The 16,677-nt window shown below is 34.3% G+C and carries 22 protein-coding genes; 11 read left to right on the top strand and 11 right to left on the bottom strand.

Going from position 1 to position 16,677, the window contains the following annotated elements; genetic code table 11:
- The first annotated feature begins 35 nt into the window (after positions 1–35).
- Together CM19_RS10940 and CM19_RS10930 are read left to right on the top strand one after the other, a co-directional pair.
- Complete coding sequence (locus CM19_RS10940) at positions 36–1,541, top strand: cation:proton antiporter domain-containing protein (protein ID WP_048100466.1); 1,506 nt, start codon at positions 36–38, stop codon at positions 1,539–1,541.
- A gap of 480 nt (positions 1,542–2,021) precedes the next feature.
- Complete coding sequence (locus tag CM19_RS10930) at positions 2,022–2,885, top strand: dihydrodipicolinate synthase family protein (protein WP_048100464.1); 864 nt, start codon at positions 2,022–2,024, stop codon at positions 2,883–2,885.
- Positions 2,886–2,930: 45 nt separating this feature from the next.
- Here the strand turns inward: CM19_RS10930 and CM19_RS10925 are convergent, their stop codons facing one another.
- Entirely contained in the window at positions 2,931–3,545 is a 615-nt protein-coding gene (locus CM19_RS10925) for a hypothetical protein (RefSeq protein WP_048100463.1), read from the bottom strand.
- Positions 3,546–3,597: 52 nt separating this feature from the next.
- Between CM19_RS10925 and CM19_RS10920 the strand changes: the two genes are divergently transcribed.
- Positions 3,598–4,065 (top strand): winged helix-turn-helix domain-containing protein, encoded by a 468-nt coding sequence (locus CM19_RS10920; RefSeq protein ID WP_235185677.1) that lies wholly within the window; start codon positions 3,598–3,600, stop codon positions 4,063–4,065.
- Positions 4,066–4,102: 37 nt separating this feature from the next.
- Positions 4,103–5,215 (top strand): aminotransferase class V-fold PLP-dependent enzyme, encoded by a 1,113-nt coding sequence (locus tag CM19_RS10915; protein ID WP_048100462.1) that lies wholly within the window; start codon positions 4,103–4,105, stop codon positions 5,213–5,215.
- A gap of 139 nt (positions 5,216–5,354) precedes the next feature.
- On the opposite strand, the gene CM19_RS10910 is transcribed toward CM19_RS10915, so the two are convergent.
- Positions 5,355–5,711: a hypothetical protein gene (locus tag CM19_RS10910; protein WP_150111434.1), complete on the bottom strand. Its 357-nt coding sequence runs from the start codon at positions 5,709–5,711 to the stop codon at positions 5,355–5,357.
- A gap of 13 nt (positions 5,712–5,724) precedes the next feature.
- Here CM19_RS10910 and cobT point away from each other — a divergent pair, with 13 nt between their 5' ends.
- Positions 5,725–6,756, top strand: coding sequence for a nicotinate mononucleotide-dependent phosphoribosyltransferase CobT (gene cobT, locus CM19_RS10905; protein ID WP_048100460.1), 1,032 nt, complete (start codon positions 5,725–5,727; stop codon positions 6,754–6,756).
- 8 nt (positions 6,757–6,764) lie between these two features.
- On the opposite strand, the gene CM19_RS10900 is transcribed toward cobT, so the two are convergent.
- Positions 6,765–7,364 carry a hypothetical protein gene (locus CM19_RS10900; protein ID WP_048100459.1) on the bottom strand — a complete coding sequence of 200 codons (600 nt, stop codon included), beginning with the start codon at positions 7,362–7,364 and terminating at the stop codon, positions 6,765–6,767.
- A gap of 90 nt (positions 7,365–7,454) precedes the next feature.
- Here CM19_RS10900 and CM19_RS10895 point away from each other — a divergent pair, with 90 nt between their 5' ends.
- Positions 7,455–7,805: a NifB/NifX family molybdenum-iron cluster-binding protein gene (locus CM19_RS10895; RefSeq protein ID WP_081801275.1), complete on the top strand. Its 351-nt coding sequence runs from the start codon at positions 7,455–7,457 to the stop codon at positions 7,803–7,805.
- 421 nt (positions 7,806–8,226) lie between these two features.
- Positions 8,227–8,952 (top strand): substrate-binding domain-containing protein, encoded by a 726-nt coding sequence (locus CM19_RS10890; protein ID WP_048100457.1) that lies wholly within the window; start codon positions 8,227–8,229, stop codon positions 8,950–8,952.
- A gap of 10 nt (positions 8,953–8,962) precedes the next feature.
- Here CM19_RS10890 and CM19_RS10885 read toward each other — a convergent pair whose 3' ends face one another.
- The 3 genes from CM19_RS10885 to CM19_RS10875 all read right to left on the bottom strand — a co-directional run bounded on the left by CM19_RS10885 (position 8,963) and on the right by CM19_RS10875 (position 11,153).
- Entirely contained in the window at positions 8,963–9,853 is an 891-nt protein-coding gene (locus CM19_RS10885; protein WP_048100456.1) for a hypothetical protein, read from the bottom strand.
- Between the two features lie 72 nt (positions 9,854–9,925).
- Positions 9,926–10,423, bottom strand: a complete 498-nt coding sequence (locus CM19_RS10880) for an NOB1 family endonuclease (protein ID WP_048100455.1) — start codon at positions 10,421–10,423, stop codon at positions 9,926–9,928.
- The gene (locus CM19_RS10875; RefSeq protein ID WP_048100454.1) at positions 10,404–11,153 is read right to left on the bottom strand and encodes an NAD(+)/NADH kinase; all 750 of its coding nucleotides are present in this window, start codon (positions 11,151–11,153) and stop codon (positions 10,404–10,406) included. The genes CM19_RS10880 and CM19_RS10875 overlap by 20 nt, the downstream gene beginning before the upstream one ends.
- 46 nt (positions 11,154–11,199) lie before the next feature.
- On the opposite strand from CM19_RS10875, the gene CM19_RS10870 reads away from it, so the two are divergent.
- Positions 11,200–12,267 (top strand): MFS transporter, encoded by a 1,068-nt coding sequence (locus tag CM19_RS10870; protein ID WP_235185676.1) that lies wholly within the window; start codon positions 11,200–11,202, stop codon positions 12,265–12,267.
- Here CM19_RS10870 and CM19_RS10865 read toward each other — a convergent pair.
- Entirely contained in the window at positions 12,251–12,592 is a 342-nt protein-coding gene (locus tag CM19_RS10865; protein WP_048100453.1) for a hypothetical protein, read from the bottom strand. The genes CM19_RS10870 and CM19_RS10865 overlap by 17 nt on opposite strands.
- A 104-nt stretch (positions 12,593–12,696) precedes the next feature.
- On the opposite strand from CM19_RS10865, the gene CM19_RS10860 reads away from it, so the two are divergent.
- Together CM19_RS10860 and CM19_RS10855 are read left to right on the top strand one after the other, a co-directional pair.
- A complete protein-coding gene (locus CM19_RS10860) occupies positions 12,697–13,695 on the top strand; it encodes an NAD(P)/FAD-dependent oxidoreductase (protein ID WP_048100452.1) in 999 nt (332 codons plus the stop codon).
- A 63-nt stretch (positions 13,696–13,758) separates the two neighbouring features.
- Complete coding sequence (locus CM19_RS10855; protein ID WP_235185675.1) at positions 13,759–14,562, top strand: class I SAM-dependent methyltransferase family protein; 804 nt, start codon at positions 13,759–13,761, stop codon at positions 14,560–14,562.
- On the opposite strand, the gene CM19_RS12820 is transcribed toward CM19_RS10855, so the two are convergent.
- From CM19_RS12820 to CM19_RS10850, 3 genes are read right to left on the bottom strand one after another with little or no spacing between them, the layout of a single operon-like run.
- A complete protein-coding gene (locus CM19_RS12820) occupies positions 14,449–14,949 on the bottom strand; it encodes a DUF371 domain-containing protein (protein WP_235185674.1) in 501 nt (166 codons plus the stop codon). The two genes, CM19_RS10855 and CM19_RS12820, sit on opposite strands and share 114 nt — an antisense overlap.
- On the bottom strand, positions 14,921–15,082 hold the full coding sequence (locus CM19_RS13565; protein WP_420804729.1) for a YhbY family RNA-binding protein: 162 nt from the start codon (positions 15,080–15,082) through the stop codon (positions 14,921–14,923). The genes CM19_RS12820 and CM19_RS13565 overlap by 29 nt, the downstream gene beginning before the upstream one ends.
- The gene (locus CM19_RS10850) at positions 15,030–15,443 is read right to left on the bottom strand and encodes a ribonuclease P protein component 4 (protein ID WP_048100450.1); all 414 of its coding nucleotides are present in this window, start codon (positions 15,441–15,443) and stop codon (positions 15,030–15,032) included. The genes CM19_RS13565 and CM19_RS10850 overlap by 53 nt, the downstream gene beginning before the upstream one ends.
- Before the next feature lie 15 nt (positions 15,444–15,458).
- Here CM19_RS10850 and CM19_RS10845 point away from each other — a divergent pair, with 15 nt between their 5' ends.
- Positions 15,459–16,103 (top strand): 16S rRNA methyltransferase, encoded by a 645-nt coding sequence (locus tag CM19_RS10845; protein WP_081801272.1) that lies wholly within the window; start codon positions 15,459–15,461, stop codon positions 16,101–16,103.
- Here the strand turns inward: CM19_RS10845 and CM19_RS10840 are convergent.
- Positions 16,082–16,669, bottom strand: coding sequence for a hypothetical protein (locus CM19_RS10840; RefSeq protein ID WP_048100448.1), 588 nt, complete (start codon positions 16,667–16,669; stop codon positions 16,082–16,084). The two genes, CM19_RS10845 and CM19_RS10840, sit on opposite strands and share 22 nt — an antisense overlap.
- Between the last annotated feature and the right edge of the window lie 8 nt (positions 16,670–16,677).

The raw sequence follows: 16,677 nt of genomic DNA, 5'->3' as shown, positions 1-16,677 counted from the left end.
AATTTAATATAACCTATGAAGAAATAAGCCTTTGCATGAATATTTTAATAATAAGCTTGCTCTACATAGGAGTTCTTCTAATAGCTGCTAAATTAGCTGAAGAGGGATTTTCAAGGATAGGATTGATACCTTTCCTCGGTCCAATATTTATTGGTATTATTCTAGGTGGAGGCGTACTCGACATAATTAGAATTAACCCGATTATATCTTTCTTTACATCTCTAGGAATAATTTTCCTCCTTTTCATCGCTGGAGCTGAAGAAATAGGTGGAAAAATAGAATTTAGAAAAAAATTAATGATATCTAGTATTATACAGCTAACTATACCTTTAATTATAATAATTTATCTACTGTTGTACCTTGACATAAGCAATCCATTGATTCTTTCTGTTCCATTAGTAATGACCAGTGTAGGACCTTTAACTAGACTATTAACTGATTTAGGTATATCTAAATCGGAATTAGGAGAGACAATCTTCTATCAGGGGACGCTTGTTGAAATAGCCTCAGTAATTCTTTTTTCTATCTTCTCCTCTCCTATTCAACGACTTCCTTTAATGATTGTTGGAGTAATTGGATTATTTATCTTCTTGGCCGTTCTAGGATCAAAATTTGCAAAAATCCTAGATAAAATAGAAGAAAACATAAATACTAGAGAAATAGAATTAGCTACTGTAATCTTTTCCATATTATTAGTTGGTTTTATTGCAGAGATTGTTGGATTTAATTCAGCAATAGCATCTTTATTCTTAGGCTATCTGTTGAGGGATTATTTGAAGGAGCGGACAGATCTCTTAATAAAGCTCAAGGGAATAACGTATGGTTTGTTTGAACCTTTGTTTTTTGTAAGCATAGGACTTTATTTCGCCAAGATAAATTATGAAATTTTAGAGATAGGATTGATCCTTTTTTCAGCGATATTCATAACAAAATTTCTTTCAGGCTACTTATCAGCTAAAATAATAAATGTAGAAAAAACTGTAAATGGTTTAGGAACATCAGTTAAGGGTGGCGTAGATGCTTCACTCTTAATAAGTGCTTTAACCCTGGGGTACATTGATTCTATAAATTACTCAATTTCGGCATTAGCAATTTCTTTACAAGCACTTATAATACCTGTTCTATTTAAGGTAAAATCTGGTTATCATGTAAAGAAGGAAAGAAAAGCGTTTCTAGAGAACGCTCTTGGAAATCTTAGTCTCGTTTTCTCTACATGCAACGAAAGTTTAAGAGAGATTATCCGTAAAATAAATGAAAATGATTTAACTGCAATTGTAATTGTCAATAATGAGATGAGTCCAATAGGGTATGTGTCCGTTGAAGATCTATTGGAAATAGAACCTTCGCTCTATGAGAAATTGACTGCTTGTGATTTGATTTTAAGAGACTTACCTAGAATAAATAAAAAAGAAAAGATAAGGACAGCGCTTAGGAAATTTGAGGAAACTAGAGTACCTATCATTGCAGTTGTAGATGATGAAAGCAAGATCGTAGGAACTCTCTACGAGAAAGAATTATTAAAGTATATCTCAAGATTTTAACTATATAGAAATTTAATTTTATAAATATCAAGATTTAGAGGAGGTACTCATTAATGTTTAGAACTGGTTAAAGCGTAGCACTACATTGTATGAAAATGGTAGTAAAGATCGCAAGGGGATTAGAGTTTTTCGGACAGTTATTGTCATATCCGTATAACCCTTGGGCTTCACCACGTTCTGTTACCGTCATTTCGATCGCCCAATTAACGAGATAACCTCTCATAACCTTAAAAGTCCTATTAAAGACCAAGGATATGGGAAAACCCATACTTTCTTAGGAAGATATTTGTACCAGTGTTCGCTTACCTATCAACCTTTAACCCACATCTATTAAAGCCTTAAGTTCTGTCCGTAACTTACTACTAAACATCTCACTCAAGTATATATCCTAGGAGACGTTCTCTCATAGTTTCATTTCTGCGCGGTATAACATCACTTAAATCCCATAAAGTTAAAACGTATTAGCTTAGGTTATTTGATATGAAAGGCATTATAACGTCGGTTGTAACTCCGTTCGGGAAAAACGGCGAAATTAGATTAGATCCTCTCACAGTTCTTTCTTCGTTCAATACAAGTAGGGGAGTTGACGGTTTCTGGGTTTTGGGTACAACTGGGGAGTTCAACATGCTGACCATTGAAGAAAAAGTAAGCGTTACCAAGAAATTCTCTGAACTCTCAAAAGAAATTATAGCAGGAGTCAGTGAGAACTCATTAGTTAACGCTATAAAATTAGCTAAGGAATACGCTGACATAGGAGTAAAGTCAATCTTTAGCACTCCTCCTATATATCATAAACCAAATGAGAAAGGGTTGATAACTTTCTTCGATGGAATATCTAAGTTTAGTGAAAAAGTATATATATACAATATTCCTTCTCTTGTAGGTTATAATGTAAACCTCGACGTAATTATTAAATTAATCGATGAAGGCATAATTCAAGGCATAAAGTACACAACCCAAGACTTTGAGTCATTCATTAAGTACTTGAAAGAGACTAAGAGAATAAAAAAGGAATTTGAGGTTTTTGTCGGAAATGACCACTACGCAATGATTAGCCTAATGTACGGTGCTGACGGAGTAGTTTCAGCTGTATCTAACTACGCTCCAGAAGTCATGTCAAATATATATAAAAACGTTAAGGAAAGGAATTATGAGGAAGCCTATAAATTCCAAATGATGGCAGATATGTTGTCCGACTCTACCTCCTTAACTGATTATCCATGTGGGGTAAAAATAGCCCTTCGTTACAGAGGAATTGATGTAGGGTCGTGCAGAAAACCTCTGGAAGAAAATATTATGGCTGACTCATCAATATATTATACGTTAAAGGAATTAAACCTGTGATGAACTCGATGAAGGCAGAGAAGTGAAGAAATAATTCCCGTCTGATCATTCAACAATTATCTTTACAAACTCTATGTTTCCATTAACTCCAATTGGAATTTCTAGAATTGAATTTTTATTTACTCCATAAAGTTGTAATGTAAAATAAACATATATGTTGTTATTTTTTTCATATATTGATGTTCCGCTTAAACTGAAATATTGGCTTGAGGGAATGATTATTGAAGCGTTATACGATGAGACAATTATCTTAAACGTAACCTTAGAGTTTCCACTATTTACTATATTTTGATTTGGAACTATTTTAAACATTACACTTGAGATATTATTAAACAGTGTATCATTAAGCTGTGAGAAACTTACAAAACCACCTACAGTATACTCCACGTCAGCTGTTGATAATAAAAAAGTAGTGTTAAACGCAAAGGTATAATTATTGCCGTTCTCAAATTCAATATAAGCTGGAACGCTTTTTATGTTAATTTCTTGATAAGGATTATTATTCCCATAAATCATGTGATTTATGTTTAAATTTTGTGTATATGGAATAACGCTATGTCGAGAAGTAAGTTGAAAATTTTGTGGATACATAACAAGTACAGCAAAACCAACAAAAACGGCAAAAGCTATCCCAGCTAATACCATTACTAACGTTCTCACAAAAAATTATCCGTGTATAATCGCTTTTATACTTAATCCAAAGGACTTTCTTTTGAAACGGCTGCTTTTAAGACAAGTATTTTATCTTATGTTAGTATTGTATATGTATATGGAAGGGATTTACACTAATGAAGTTAGACGTAAGATTTACTTTTACCTGCTTAAGCAGAAAGACCCTGTAGGAATAAAAAAAATCCAGAGAGATCTTAAGGTCAGTTCTGCATCATTGGTATATTATCATCTTAAGAAGCTAGAAGAGCAAGGTTTAGTCAGAGAGAAGGCAGATGGATATGTTGTTGAAAAAGTCATACTTAGCGACTACGTTAAGATCGCTAATATCATAGTCCCTAGATCCGCTTTCTTTGCGTCATTTCTTATATCTTCAATTGGAATTATGTTATTTTTTATTGTTAAGGGGCTCTATCCTCAGGCAAGCCTTCTAGGAGTTATTGAACTAATCTTTGTTGCATGGCTCTTTGTTTCCGACTTAATCAAGAAGTATAAGGAAATTCAAGGATAAACTATGAGTTTATTTTTGCTAAATTCCGCTATAGCATATGTTTTGTGAGGACTTCAGAACTCAGGTTCCTATAACTCAAAAATACATTTATCTAAATCATGCTGCAATATCCCCTACTCCTCTTCCTGTCCTCTTTGAGACATTTAGATATCTATATGAGGTAGCAAATGACGGGAGTTTAGCAGACAATAGAGAAGAACAAGACGAACTTTTACATATTAGACAAAAGATTTCAAAGCTAATTAACTCCGAACCCCAAGAAATTTCATTTATTCCCAATACATCTTATGGAATTAATGTTATTGCTCACTCTCTTCTTTCTAAAGGAGATGAAGTTATCACAGATAGCCTTGAGTTTCCTGCAACAGTTTACCCATTCATAAAATTAAAATCAAAGGGGATAAAACTTAACCTGATCGATGTCACACCTTATGATATAGAGGATAAAATAATAAGCCAGTTAAATGACAGAACAAAACTCGTTGTTATTAGTCATGTTAGTTTCAACACCGGTGTAAAGATTGACGTAAAACGTATATCTGAAGAAATTAAGAAGGTTGGCGGTTACATCTTACTCGATGTGATACAGAGTCTAGGAACAACGAAAGTTGATGTAAAAGATTTAAACGTCGATTTTGCAGTTGCAGGCGGATATAAGTGGATGATGTCTCCTCAAGGATCAGGTTTTCTTTACGTTAAAAATGAACTCATAAAGGATCCTCCTTTTTATGGATGGAAGACTTCAAAAAATTACCTAGATTTCGACGCTAAGTCGTTTTCACTAGAGGAAGGACCTAGAAGATTCGAAATAGGAACAATTGACATAGCAGCTAACTTAGGTATGGCAAAATCTGCAGAAATCTTACAAGAACATAACTCGGAAATAGAAAAAAGAGTAAAGGAACTTAGCGATCATGCCATAGACTCAGCAACTGACAAGGGACTTGAAGTAATAACACCTAAGGAAAAAAAGGCTGGAATTGTGGTAGTAAAAACTGAAAATCCAAGGAAAGTAAGTGTAGAGCTTATGGGCAAAGGCATAATTACTTCACCAAGAGGAAACGGAATAAGAATATCAACGCATTTTTATAATACATTAGAAGAAGTAGAAAAAACTATATCCTCGATCTATTCCATTGTTACAAAATAGTAATCTGAATTTCTAAAAATCTATTTTTCGTTTCAGTTTATACTAACTTAGCCTTATAGGATAGTTTATATTACATTGAATTTTTTACAAGTTTTACATACCTAAGATACAAAATGTTAAAAAATTTTCAATTTTGGAATTAGGATACTGCATTGTATAGCTCCTCTAGGTCTTCCATAATCCTCACCAACATCCCATATAGAACATCATCCTCAACTTCGTTAATTTTGGCAATTACTCTTGAGATATCAAGCATTTCTTGCAATAGAATAGGAGTAATATTTCCTTGTTCTAGAAGAGACACTAGTGCATCCCTCTCCTTTTTTCCAGTCTTATATTCCACAAATCCTATTACCTCATTGTATAGTTCAATAATTGCTTTCCTTACTTCTCCATTTAATTTTTTGTCCCTAGAGAATTCATCTATCGAAACTTTTGTTCCCTTTTCGATTTCCCTGTAAAGTTCCCAAAACACTGAAAAGCTTACTTTTCTCACTTTTAAGCTTGAAATGATTAAAGACGTTATAGGAAATTTCTCCCAAATTATAGAAAAAGAGAGAGATAGTTTAACATTTTTGTTAACAATAGGTACCACTGACGTTAGTTTAATTCCTGGTATTACGATAGCTGGAGCTACCCCAGAGTTAACCCACTACACTCCAGCTGCTGACGCAGAATTTCTTCTTCTTGGCAGATGCCTAAGCTTAAACGTAGTACCTGTTACTCCTGATGGACTCCCTACTCCAGCTGTAATTTCTAGAAGTTCATTATCACTGATTAAATCAACAAAGATTGTCGTTAACGCTGGAAGTAAAATAAATCCTAAAATCCCATATATTGATATAGGCGGAAAGCCTGGAAAAGATATCAGAAAGGGTTCATTTGACGAGGTTACAATTCGTTCAATGCTAAGAAATGGTGAAATCCTTGGAAATGAGCTGAATGAGATGAAAGATTTTATAGTCATAGGTGAATCGATACCTGCTGGGACGACCACTGCAATGGCTGTTTTAGTAGGATTAGGCTATGACGCATATGATAAAATGAGTTCTGCTTCTCCTCAAAATCCAAAAAGTTTAAAGAGAAAAATTGTAGAAGAAGCGACAAAGGGGTTAAGTAAAAATGTGTATGACATTATGACAAAGATATCAGACCCGGTTCTGGTAAGTATAGCTAGCTTTGCTCTGGGATTTAAGGGAAAAATTCTATTAGCAGGTGGCACACAAATGATTGCAGCAGCTGCAATAATAAAGGAACTTAAAGGATCTCTTTCTAACGTTGCTGTAGGCACTACAAAGTGGATTATCAAGGACAACAGTTCGGATATAGTTAGCTTAGCTAAGGATGTTGGTGTTAACCTACTTTACGCAGACGTGGATTTCAGCAATTCAAGATTTGATGGAATAAAAGCTTATGAGAAAGGATATATCAAGGAAGGAGTTGGATCTGGGGGTTCGATGATTATGGCTATGTCAAAAGGAATTAAAGAAGATGACATATTAAAGAAAATAGAAGAAACTTACTCTGATTTACTTAGGTAAATTTCTTCCTAGAATAACGATAGGAGGATAGATTTTCTAAATGAAAATATCCTGGAACTAATTTCAATAGTCTCTTTAGCTAACTTATCGTCGAAAAGCTTGCAAACTTCAAATGATACAACATCGTTTACTGCCTCACCAACTACCTTTCTAACCTCCTTTTCATCTATGCTATTGATTTTTTCCACGCCTCTGAGAAAACTTTCTTTATCGCTCCATAGATTGAACCTAGTCACTCTTTTCGATACTATTTCTTGAATAAAGTATAATGGTTTCCATGCGTTAAAGCTGTGTCCATGATCTATTATATACGCTTTTCCATTTTTGGCAAGAACATGTTCTTCCTTTAAGTCTACATTTAAAATAACTTCTTCAAAGGCTAAGGCTTCCATAATTTCTGAAATATTTATAGAATGTTTAGTAGCTTTCTCTGGAAGGTATTCCATTATTATCCCCTTTCTACCATCTAAATCGGCTAACTCAACCTCAATTACAGGAAAACCAGCTAAACTTCCAAGTCTTGACGCAGCTAACTCAGCAACTATTTCAACCGCAACATGAGGATCCCTATATAATCTTACGGGCTTGAAGAACTTGTCCTTTAACATCAAGCGATATTTTAAGCAAAGATAATAAAACTACTTAATTCTAGCTTATTTTAGTGAAGTATAAACTTCTAACATGATATGTGTTCTAACATGATATGTGTTCCTATAGATGAAAATGGGAATCTTGAGGAATTCTCAAAAGCTAAAAAATTAATAATTATAGATAAAAATGGAAAAGTTTTACAAGAGATTGAAAATCCTGCAATTAAATCAAAAATGAAAAGGCCTGCAGTTGCGAGAGCATGTATAGAACTAAATGCTGATGAGGTTATAGCTCCTCATGGATCTTTATGCCTTCCGTCTTATAGAATACTTAAATCGAAAAAGGTGAAAATTATGATCTCCAATAAAGGAATTAGATTAGAAGAGGCTAAGCTTAGACCTGTATCTATGGGAGAAATAATGTATTCATCTCTTATTGCAATATCTGAAAGAATATGAATATCCCCCTACGGAACATGTTACTCATACTGTTAACTGATCCTTGTAGTAAGTATAGGTTTTCTCAATATTATTTTCTGACCTCCTCCCCGCTCTAAAGGGCGAGGCTTTCAGTTGTAAAGTTTTTGTAACTGGAAGTTTAAGAGCTTAAAATTCAGTTAAGGTTTTGCTTACATGCTTCATTACTATAGCATCTTTCCTAGATTACGCTATTTAGTTCGATCTATATGTTTTCAAGTAAATCTGAAAAAAGAACGATTATCCTTCCATATAGAGGACTTTTAACCTTTATGAACTAAAAAATTATTAAATTCCTACATATTTTATAAATCAATTTTGAAAGCATGATATCTTATCTTAACTAGATTGAGTTTTACTCCTTTAACCTAAGAACTTTTTAACATACTTAAAAGTTATTCTTATGGATCTAACTCTTCCAATGTTTGACGTTTTAGAAGATATTATCGGTAGTACTTCTGGAGTCAAGGCTTCCTTTGCAGGTAATCAATGGTTTGTTGTAAGGGAGTTAGTTAACTTAGTTAAGTCAAAGGGTATAGAAGTATACGTAGAGACAATACCTCCCGGAATAGTTAGGAAGAGAGCAGAAGGAGAGCCCTTAACTATATCTGGCCTTAGTATTGATTTCAAACCTGAAGTTATATCTCTTCCTCCTGCATTAATGGAAGGATTAGATTTAGATAACTCATTTAACTATGCTAGTAATGATATCGTTATAGCCTATAGAGGAAAGGAAATCGTCAATTGGTGCGATCTTTTAGGTAAGAGAGTTGCAATACCAAATCCTAACACGGAAGGAATAGGTTCTCAGTTTAAGGATATCTACACTCAAACGTGTGGCGACTATAATGGTCTAATCGATTCAGGTAAGGTATACGTAACAAAAGTACATCATAGAGAAATACCTCATATGATGAAGTTAGGAGATATAGAAGCTGGGATCATGTGGAGGACCGAAGCTACTTTTTGGGGCTTTAAATTTGTAGCTCCTACGCCGAATAAGGAAGGAAAACTCGCTTTTGGACTTCTTAAAAACCACTCTGAAAAAGCTAAACAATTCTACGATATATTAAAGGGAAATGATGTAAAGGATTTATATCAAAAATATGGCTTTAAATGGATTGCTTAACTCTATTACTTTATTCTTCCTGAATCTGTATAGAGGGAAACTTCCAGGTTTTTCCCTTAAATATCTCATAGGGCAAAGATCTTCCTTCTGCATAAGAGATGTTCATTGGAGCTAGTATCATATCTTCTGCCTTTTCCCTTACTGCATCTAGTATCTTTTCAGTTTCTGCTCCGGCCATGTGAATCTCAGTAATGTATAGCCCCTTTGCTTCAGCTTTCCATACTACTTGAGGAATATATCTAGCAATATCGGTCTTAGATATTACATCTAATATGAGATCCTTTTTAGATAGAGTGTAAATAAAATTAGTAACTGCTGGTTTAATATGAGTCCAATGCGGATTAAAAAAGTAAGGATAGCAAGGATTAACTTGCAACGATACAATAAGATCAATATCTGCCTTATCCGCATTTAATTGACGAGTAGAATTAGGAAACTCATACATGGAATTACATGACCAACTTCCGGATTCGAAATCAAAGCATTCAGGGTTCCTAACATACTTTACTGTCCTATTTATCAACATAACTTCACACTCAGCTACTCCTGCTTCATTAATCTTCTTTATAGCGCTCTCTATATCAGAGATCGAGTTCTCGTTTGCGAAGATTACCGAAATGAACTGCTTTTTCTCAATATCTGCCCTATATAAATTTAATAAAGGAACAAATAGGTTCTTTTCAGTGTCAATCTTAAGTTTTGAATTTTTACAAAATATAATAATCTTTTTTAAACCAAGGGACTCAGCTGAGATATTTGGATATACCCTTAGGCCGAGAAAATTTTGTAAATTATTAAGCATTGATTTAATTATTGTACTTGGTTCTCCTAGATATCTTGAGATAGCATAAGAATTTGGCCCCACTTTCATTATTGCTAGGAGTAGATTTTTGTAATCCACACTATCATTTCAAGTGAGATTAAATAAACCTTACTTGAGTTTTATAATTATACAATTCTTCTATTACAACTACTAGAAATTTTTATCTCTAGTTAACGATAATGATTTTTTTACTAAATTTCCACCACATTTAGGACATGTATTATTATTATACTTTGTTTTATAACCACAATATTTGCATTCATATATAAACTTTTTACTTACTACGGCTTTTTTATTCAATTTTACTGATGTGAAATTAATTCCTAGGATAATCAACAGGTTTTGCAGAGATAGATCATCAGTAAAGACAACACAGGGTTTCGAGTCAAGAGCAATTGCTGCAACTGAAATGTCTGTTTCAGAAAGTGAAAAATCGTTTACTTCTTTTATCTTCCTTTTCACGGTTTCTAGACTGTTCCTCGAAGGTTTTAAGATGATAATTTTTCCTGAATCAAGTGCAAGAGATAATAAATGCCTAGATACACTGTCCTTTACCTCCTGTATAACATCTTGTGTAGTGTAGATCTTAGGAAATGAGTTCTCCAAACCTGCAAAAAAGGGGGCTGTATCAAATATTATTTTTTCCACTTAAAACTCCTCCTATGGGGTTAATTTCAAAGAATCGAAGCACTTTTGCTTTCTCTTTAGCCCTTTCAACGTGAATTTCGTCTCCCGTATTTACTGTTTCTACTATATCTCCGTCACTCGTTAATCTAATCTTTTGATTATAACCTTTGTCCTCTATTTTTATCGTTATAGGATTAGATGAAATAACTACTGAACGTAAAGGAGAAAGAACTGGGTTAATAAAAGCTAACTCAATTGCATCTACGTCAAGAATAATATTACCAGTAGCGGATAAAGCCCAACCTGTACTTCCTTGAGGCGTAGAGATTAATGCCCCATCTCCTTCTATGGAAAAATTAATATTATCAGATTTAAAATTTAGAATAATAGTTTCTGGTTGTTCCGATATTATCCCTACTTCATTAAATGCGAGTGTATTAATTCCTTCCGTGTTAAGTTTCAATAATGGATATTCTTGGATTTTAAAATCCCCATCAATTAATCTCTTCAATGCACATTCGAGCCTTTCTGGTTCGACATCCATTAAGAATCCCCTTCTTCCTGCCTTTACTGCAATCACAGGCTTTCCATATTTTATGGCTTTTAACAGCGTTCCGTCTCCTCCTATTGCGATTACATAGTCAGGATCAGAATCTGTAATCTCTAGACCATAATTCTTAAAGATCTCTAACGCTTTTCTAACTATTGATTGGGCCTTTGGAAATGGATTATGTACTATTTTTACTTTCATCTATCTAACCTCACATAACTTTTTTAATAATATTACTGCGAATCTCATGTTGAAAGGATTTACCATAATCTTTGCTAGAGTAATATATGCTATTACCTGGTTTTATTTAGCGCCTATTATACCTTATTTATCTAGTTCACTCTCTTTCCCGATTTCATTCTCTGGTTTGGTTCCATTTTCGTTCTTCGTAGGATCAGGAAGTATGCAAATACCCTCGGCTTATATTTCATCAAGGATAGGTCTAAGAAGAACAATGATTTTAGGATTGTCCGTTATGGCAATATCTTCGCTATTTGTAGGAAATTCCACGAATCTGTACATGCTTTTGATCTCATATTTTATAGCAGGTGTAGGAGCCTCTATGTTTTTCTCTTCAGGAGCATCAATTTTAGCAATATTAAATGAAAAGAGAACTAGCACCGCGTTGGGAATATATAACTCTGCCTTCAGTTTAGGGGGTATAATCGGCCTTAACTGGATATTTTTAGATCAACATATAGGGTTTAAATTTTCTTCATATTTACTCTCTGCTTTACTTTTTATTTCTATTTTTATAAATCTTAGGCTCCCAAATCACTTTCCAAATTGGTCAACAATTAAAGACAAAAAAATACTCTATCTAGGAATTGCCACGTCAGGCGTTTGGGGGGCCTACTATGTTATAGGTGAACTTTTTCCGACTTTCGCTACCGTAAATTTACACATACAAATTACGCAAAGTTCCGCCATAACTTCTACACTTTTAATCTTCTCCTTAATAGGAGGCCTTTTGGCCTTTTTAGGTGATAGGGGAAATAGAGTAAAACTCTTACTAATTACTTCCATTTTGGGTGTAATACCTTCCCTCCTACTTTACACCAGATACTATTTCCTTGGAATAGTAACTATTGGAATATTTAATGAATTAGCAATCTCCATCCTTTATGCTTTAGCAGCATCAAATAGAGGATCTAATGCAGGAATAGCCCTTGCTGAAATAAACGCTGTAAATATTATCTTAGGAAGTATAATTCAACCAATAGCATCATTAAGCGGTATTTACATTTGGGTAATTTCCACGATTCTTGGAATTATTCCGCTAGTTATCATCACGAAGATTAAACAGCTTGCCTAATAACTACATTGACTTGAAATACTCTATTCTCATTTATTATTTCAACTTCACCTTCTGTATTCAATAACCTTATCTTGAAAACCTTTTGTCTTGGTCCCCCATTAACCCTTATAGTTACCCAGCTAGAAACTCCACTTACTACAATTACCGTTTTTCCCTTTATCTTAACCTTTACTGAAGATGAGGGCAAAATTCTAATCTTATTTTCAGTATAGGAATTGCCAACATAATCAAGACCTCCTGAAATAATTTTTCTAAAATACCTTAACCAGAAACTCCAAAGTATAAAGAATGGCGTCAACAGTAGTATGAAAAGCTCTATCATTGCTTTATTTTATTACTCAAGCCTTTATCTCTAACTAATTTGTTTTTTGATGATTATTGTAGTAACGTTTAAATAGTATAAATTCACCAAATCTTTGACTACATATGTCAGAATATGATATGATAGTAATAGGAGGAGGGCCTGTTGGTCTCTTTGGTAACTTCTATGCTGGACTAAGGGACATGAAGACTCTCTTAATAGACTCACAGGACGAGTTAGGAGGCCAATTAGTGTCTCTATACCCAGAAAAGACAGTATATGATGTGGGTGGATTTCCAGGGATACTTGGCTACGATCTAGCTCAAAAGTTAATTGAGCAAGCTAAGATGTTCTCGTCAGATATAAGGACAAAGGAATGGGTTGATTGGATCCAGAAGACCGATGACAACATGTGGATTGTTAAGACAAACAATGGAGGAGAGTTTAAGACTAAGACAGTATTAATAGCTGTAGGAATAGGTAAGATATCCCCTTCAAGACTTGGGGCAAAGGGAGAAGTTGAGTACGAGAATAAAGGCGTTTTCTATACTGTGAGAAGGAAAAAGGACTTTGAAGGAAAAAGAATCTTAATAGTAGGAGGTGGAGACTCTGCAGTAGACTGGGCGTTAACATTAGCTCCAATAGCTAAGAAAGTTTACTTGGCCCACAGAAGAGATCAATTTAGAGCTCATGAGAGAAGTGTTAAAGAAATGTATCAAGTGGCAAACGTATATACTTGGCATGAACTAAAGGAAGTTAAAGGTGACGGAAGTAAAGTAACAGAAGCTATAATATTTGATAACAGAACGAAGGAGGAAAAAACACTAGACATTGATGCAGTTATAATAAGCATCGGTTACAAGGGCGATCTAGGCAACATACCTAAGTGGGGAGTTAACATGAAGGGAAGAGATGTACTAGTTAATGGAAAGATGGAAACAAACCTTCCAGGTGTATACTCTGCAGGAGATATAGCCTCAGTCGATGGGAGTCCAAAGTTAGCGTTAATAGCTGTTGGTTTTGGTCAAGTAGCAATAGCCACAAGCGTGGCTAAAAAGTACATTGATCCTAGTTCCTCTCTATTTGCTGGTCATAGCTCTGAGATGGACAAATTTAAGAAATAATCTTTTTCTTTTTATTGAATCTCCTTTAGTTTGTAAGCAAATTTCTTATCACAGTGATGTTCCTTGTCTAGTCATAATAAACGCGAACAAGAAATAAGGTCAAAAAAAGTTAATACGCCTAAACTAAGGGATATCATGAAAGGTGTGTCAAGTTTTTATGTTATAGGAGAAATAGCGCTAGTTTCGCCTAAAATTGAGGTAAATAAGGATGAGTTAGCCAAGGCAGTAATGAAAATTAATCCAAGAGTTAAGGCAGTTTACATTAGGAAAAAAGTAACGGGAAACCTCAGAGTTAACGAGTTAGAGCATATAGGAGGAGAAACGATAACTAAAACTAAATTTAAAGAAAATGGGATAACATTCGTCGTGGATATATCAAAGGTCTATGTTAATCCCTCTTTAAGTGGTGAACATCTTAGGGTTAAGGATGAGATTAAGGAGGGGGAAATTGTTTTAGATGCCTTCACTGGATATGGAGGGATTGCACTACATGCTTCAGTAAAGGCATTGTTTGTAGTTGCAGGTGATCTGAACTTAGCTGGGTTATACCTTTTGAAGGAAACTATCAGTCTGAACAGAAGACTCGGTCTAGTCGATATAGTAAATTACGATGCACATTATCTCCCTTTTAGGGAAAAAGCGTTCGATAGAGTATATGGAGACAATCCAACAACAATTAGAGAGTTCTTGGTAGAACTATGTAGAGTAACAAGAAAAGAACTTATTATATATATCCTAGATCGAGAGGATAACCTAAGAGATATTATCAACGCTAAGGCCATTAACGAGTTCTCTAAGGGCCTCTACATCTTTAAGGGGATATTCGCTTGTCAGAATAAAGGCTTTTCCAACATTACCGCGTCTTAGTGTTTCCACAATTCGCCTATCAATGTTTCTAGCTGAAGAATTTGCCATAATCATTAGAGTTGAACTAGAAGTATAAGTTGATTTTCTAATAATCATCCTTACCTTATCGTCTAGAGAAAGAGATGGAGAGCCTTTGCCTATAATTACTTGTGAATAATTACCTACTTGAATGACTAGATAAACATAATACCCTAGCCTTATATCCGACTTAACTCTCTCGTTCAAGTCTGCTAAAGACTTAGAGGCATTTATTCCTATTATACAGTCTCCTCGAGGAGTTAAGTAATCCTCTGTAGTTATTTCCAGTGTTGTTTTATGTGTAGCTAATACATTGGGATGTCCAGTAAATTCAAGTTCATCAAGGGCTACTTTCTTTCTCAAGGACAAAAGTATATCCCCTTACTTCAATTAGTCTTGAACCCGTAATCTCTGCAATTTTATTCGCTATTTCCTTCCTATTCCCTTCTTTATTTCCTATCCTTATTTTTACTACTCTTTTTTCCTTTAATTGCCTCTTTATTTCCTCTATAATCCCCTGTGAAATTCCGTTTTTCCCTATTCTTACCGCTGATTTTTCCACCGTCACTCTTTTTAACTTCTCTGAGTTCATATCTCCTTATCCAGCCACATATTAAGCAAGTTCTTATTAAAATTTTTGACTTGATTCTTACCCTTTCAGTTTTACCTGGAACTAATGGCGTATTGCATCTTCTGCAAAACATTCTCCTATACGGAAGAGGTAATCTAAATCTACCCTTTGCTGCATAAGCTCTAGCCAACTTAATGTATTTTCTTCCAAGTTCTAATTCTCCTTCTAAGGCAAGTCTTCTAGCTTCTAATATTAAGGAAATTGACCTCTTCTCAAGTCTTATAGATATCATTGAATACAGTTTAGTGTGAAAATAGATATAATTCTCCTTGATTCTTCACTAGAACTAGTTCCTAAGGAAATAGTTAATCATCCTTCAGTGGTTAAGAACGCTATGAAGAGAGGTAAGAGACCTGAACAAACAATCTTAGATATTTCTCTTCACTATTCGGCAATGAAAAATCTACCTAACTTTAGAAAGAGAGGAAGACCCGATATTTTACATCAAACTCTTCTCCTAATCTTGGAGGAAAAAATTATGGATGAGATTTACATTCACACGATTGACTCGAAAATAATAAGAGTTGATCCATCCATGCGACCCCCAAAAAATTATGATAGATTTATAGGATTAATGGAAAAACTCCTTATTGAAGGAAGAGTCCCTAAGGAGAACAATCCTCTAATGGAAATACTTAACGTAAAATTAGAAGATATAGTTAAGGGTAAAAATCCAATACTTCTATCAGAGGATGGAAAAAGGACTTCACCTGAAGCTCTATGTAAGGATAACAACCTAATTGGTATAGGAGCGTTTCAAAGCGGTGATTTTTCGTCAGAAGTTAAATCGTATTTTTATGAGCGTTACTCAATTAGCTCCAGGGTTCTAGAAGCACAACAAGTAGTTTGTAGGCTTTTATCAGGATGTAACTACTTATTAGGTTGGCCTTGATATTTAGCCTTAGCTATTATTATTCCACCTGGTGAGTAGTTCATTTCTATAACGTTAAAGGAATATCCTTCCAATATTTTTTGAAATACCTTAGATGTACAGAAAGTTGATTCCTTGCTAAACCCGCTTCCAGTAACCCTTATTTCTATCTCTTCATCACTACCTGCTTTAACATGTATATCTTTTATCGGTAAAACAGACTTAACACTGTCATAAATTTCCATTAATCCATCAAAGGTAGGAGCTCTTGACTTAAGGTATGAGGAAAGCTGCTGTCCTGCCCCTTCACAAATTTCCTCAAAAGCCTTAATATCCTTCTCATAACATATTTTTGCTAGACTCTCTATATACCATGATGTGACTGGAATTATATCTAAGTCTTTTCCAATAATATAAAACTCGACAAGGTTTTGTATAGTTGACGAATCTTCACCGCTCTTTATCAAATCTGTCATAGCCTTTATTGCAGTATTGGTTAGAGAAAATATAGTGTAACCCTTACTTTTTGCTTCCTTTTCCAATTCCTTTACTAATTCAGAGTCAGCCGCAATATTAACTCTACCCATTATATACC

This window comes from Candidatus Acidianus copahuensis, assembly GCF_000632495.1.
Classification (GTDB): domain Archaea; phylum Thermoproteota; class Thermoprotei_A; order Sulfolobales; family Sulfolobaceae; genus Acidianus; species Acidianus copahuensis.
Note: the sequence above shows the minus strand (reverse complement) of the source record. Positions and strands in the feature narration are given on the sequence as shown.

Excerpts from the sequence above, each read along its gene's own strand:
- CM19_RS10865 (WP_048100453.1), bottom strand. The coding sequence starts at position 12,592 with ATGATAGAGCTTTTCATACTACTGTTGACGCCATTCTTTATACTTTGG.
- CM19_RS10860 (WP_048100452.1), top strand. The coding sequence starts at position 12,697 with ATGTCAGAATATGATATGATAGTAATAGGAGGAGGGCCTGTTGGTCTC.
- CM19_RS10870 (WP_235185676.1), top strand. The coding sequence starts at position 11,200 with ATGTTGAAAGGATTTACCATAATCTTTGCTAGAGTAATATATGCTATT.
- CM19_RS10840 (WP_048100448.1), bottom strand. The coding sequence starts at position 16,669 with ATGGGTAGAGTTAATATTGCGGCTGACTCTGAATTAGTAAAGGAATTG.
- CM19_RS10900 (WP_048100459.1), bottom strand. The coding sequence starts at position 7,364 with ATGTTAAAGGACAAGTTCTTCAAGCCCGTAAGATTATATAGGGATCCT.
- CM19_RS10930 (WP_048100464.1), top strand. The coding sequence starts at position 2,022 with ATGAAAGGCATTATAACGTCGGTTGTAACTCCGTTCGGGAAAAACGGC.
- cobT (WP_048100460.1), top strand. The coding sequence starts at position 5,725 with ATGATTAAAGACGTTATAGGAAATTTCTCCCAAATTATAGAAAAAGAG.
- CM19_RS10915 (WP_048100462.1), top strand. The coding sequence starts at position 4,103 with ATGTTTTGTGAGGACTTCAGAACTCAGGTTCCTATAACTCAAAAATAC.
- CM19_RS10940 (WP_048100466.1), top strand. The coding sequence starts at position 36 with ATGAATATTTTAATAATAAGCTTGCTCTACATAGGAGTTCTTCTAATA.
- CM19_RS10850 (WP_048100450.1), bottom strand. The coding sequence starts at position 15,443 with ATGATATCTATAAGACTTGAGAAGAGGTCAATTTCCTTAATATTAGAA.
- CM19_RS10875 (WP_048100454.1), bottom strand. The coding sequence starts at position 11,153 with ATGAAAGTAAAAATAGTACATAATCCATTTCCAAAGGCCCAATCAATA.
- CM19_RS10895 (WP_081801275.1), top strand. The coding sequence starts at position 7,455 with ATGATATGTGTTCCTATAGATGAAAATGGGAATCTTGAGGAATTCTCA.
- CM19_RS10890 (WP_048100457.1), top strand. The coding sequence starts at position 8,227 with ATGGATCTAACTCTTCCAATGTTTGACGTTTTAGAAGATATTATCGGT.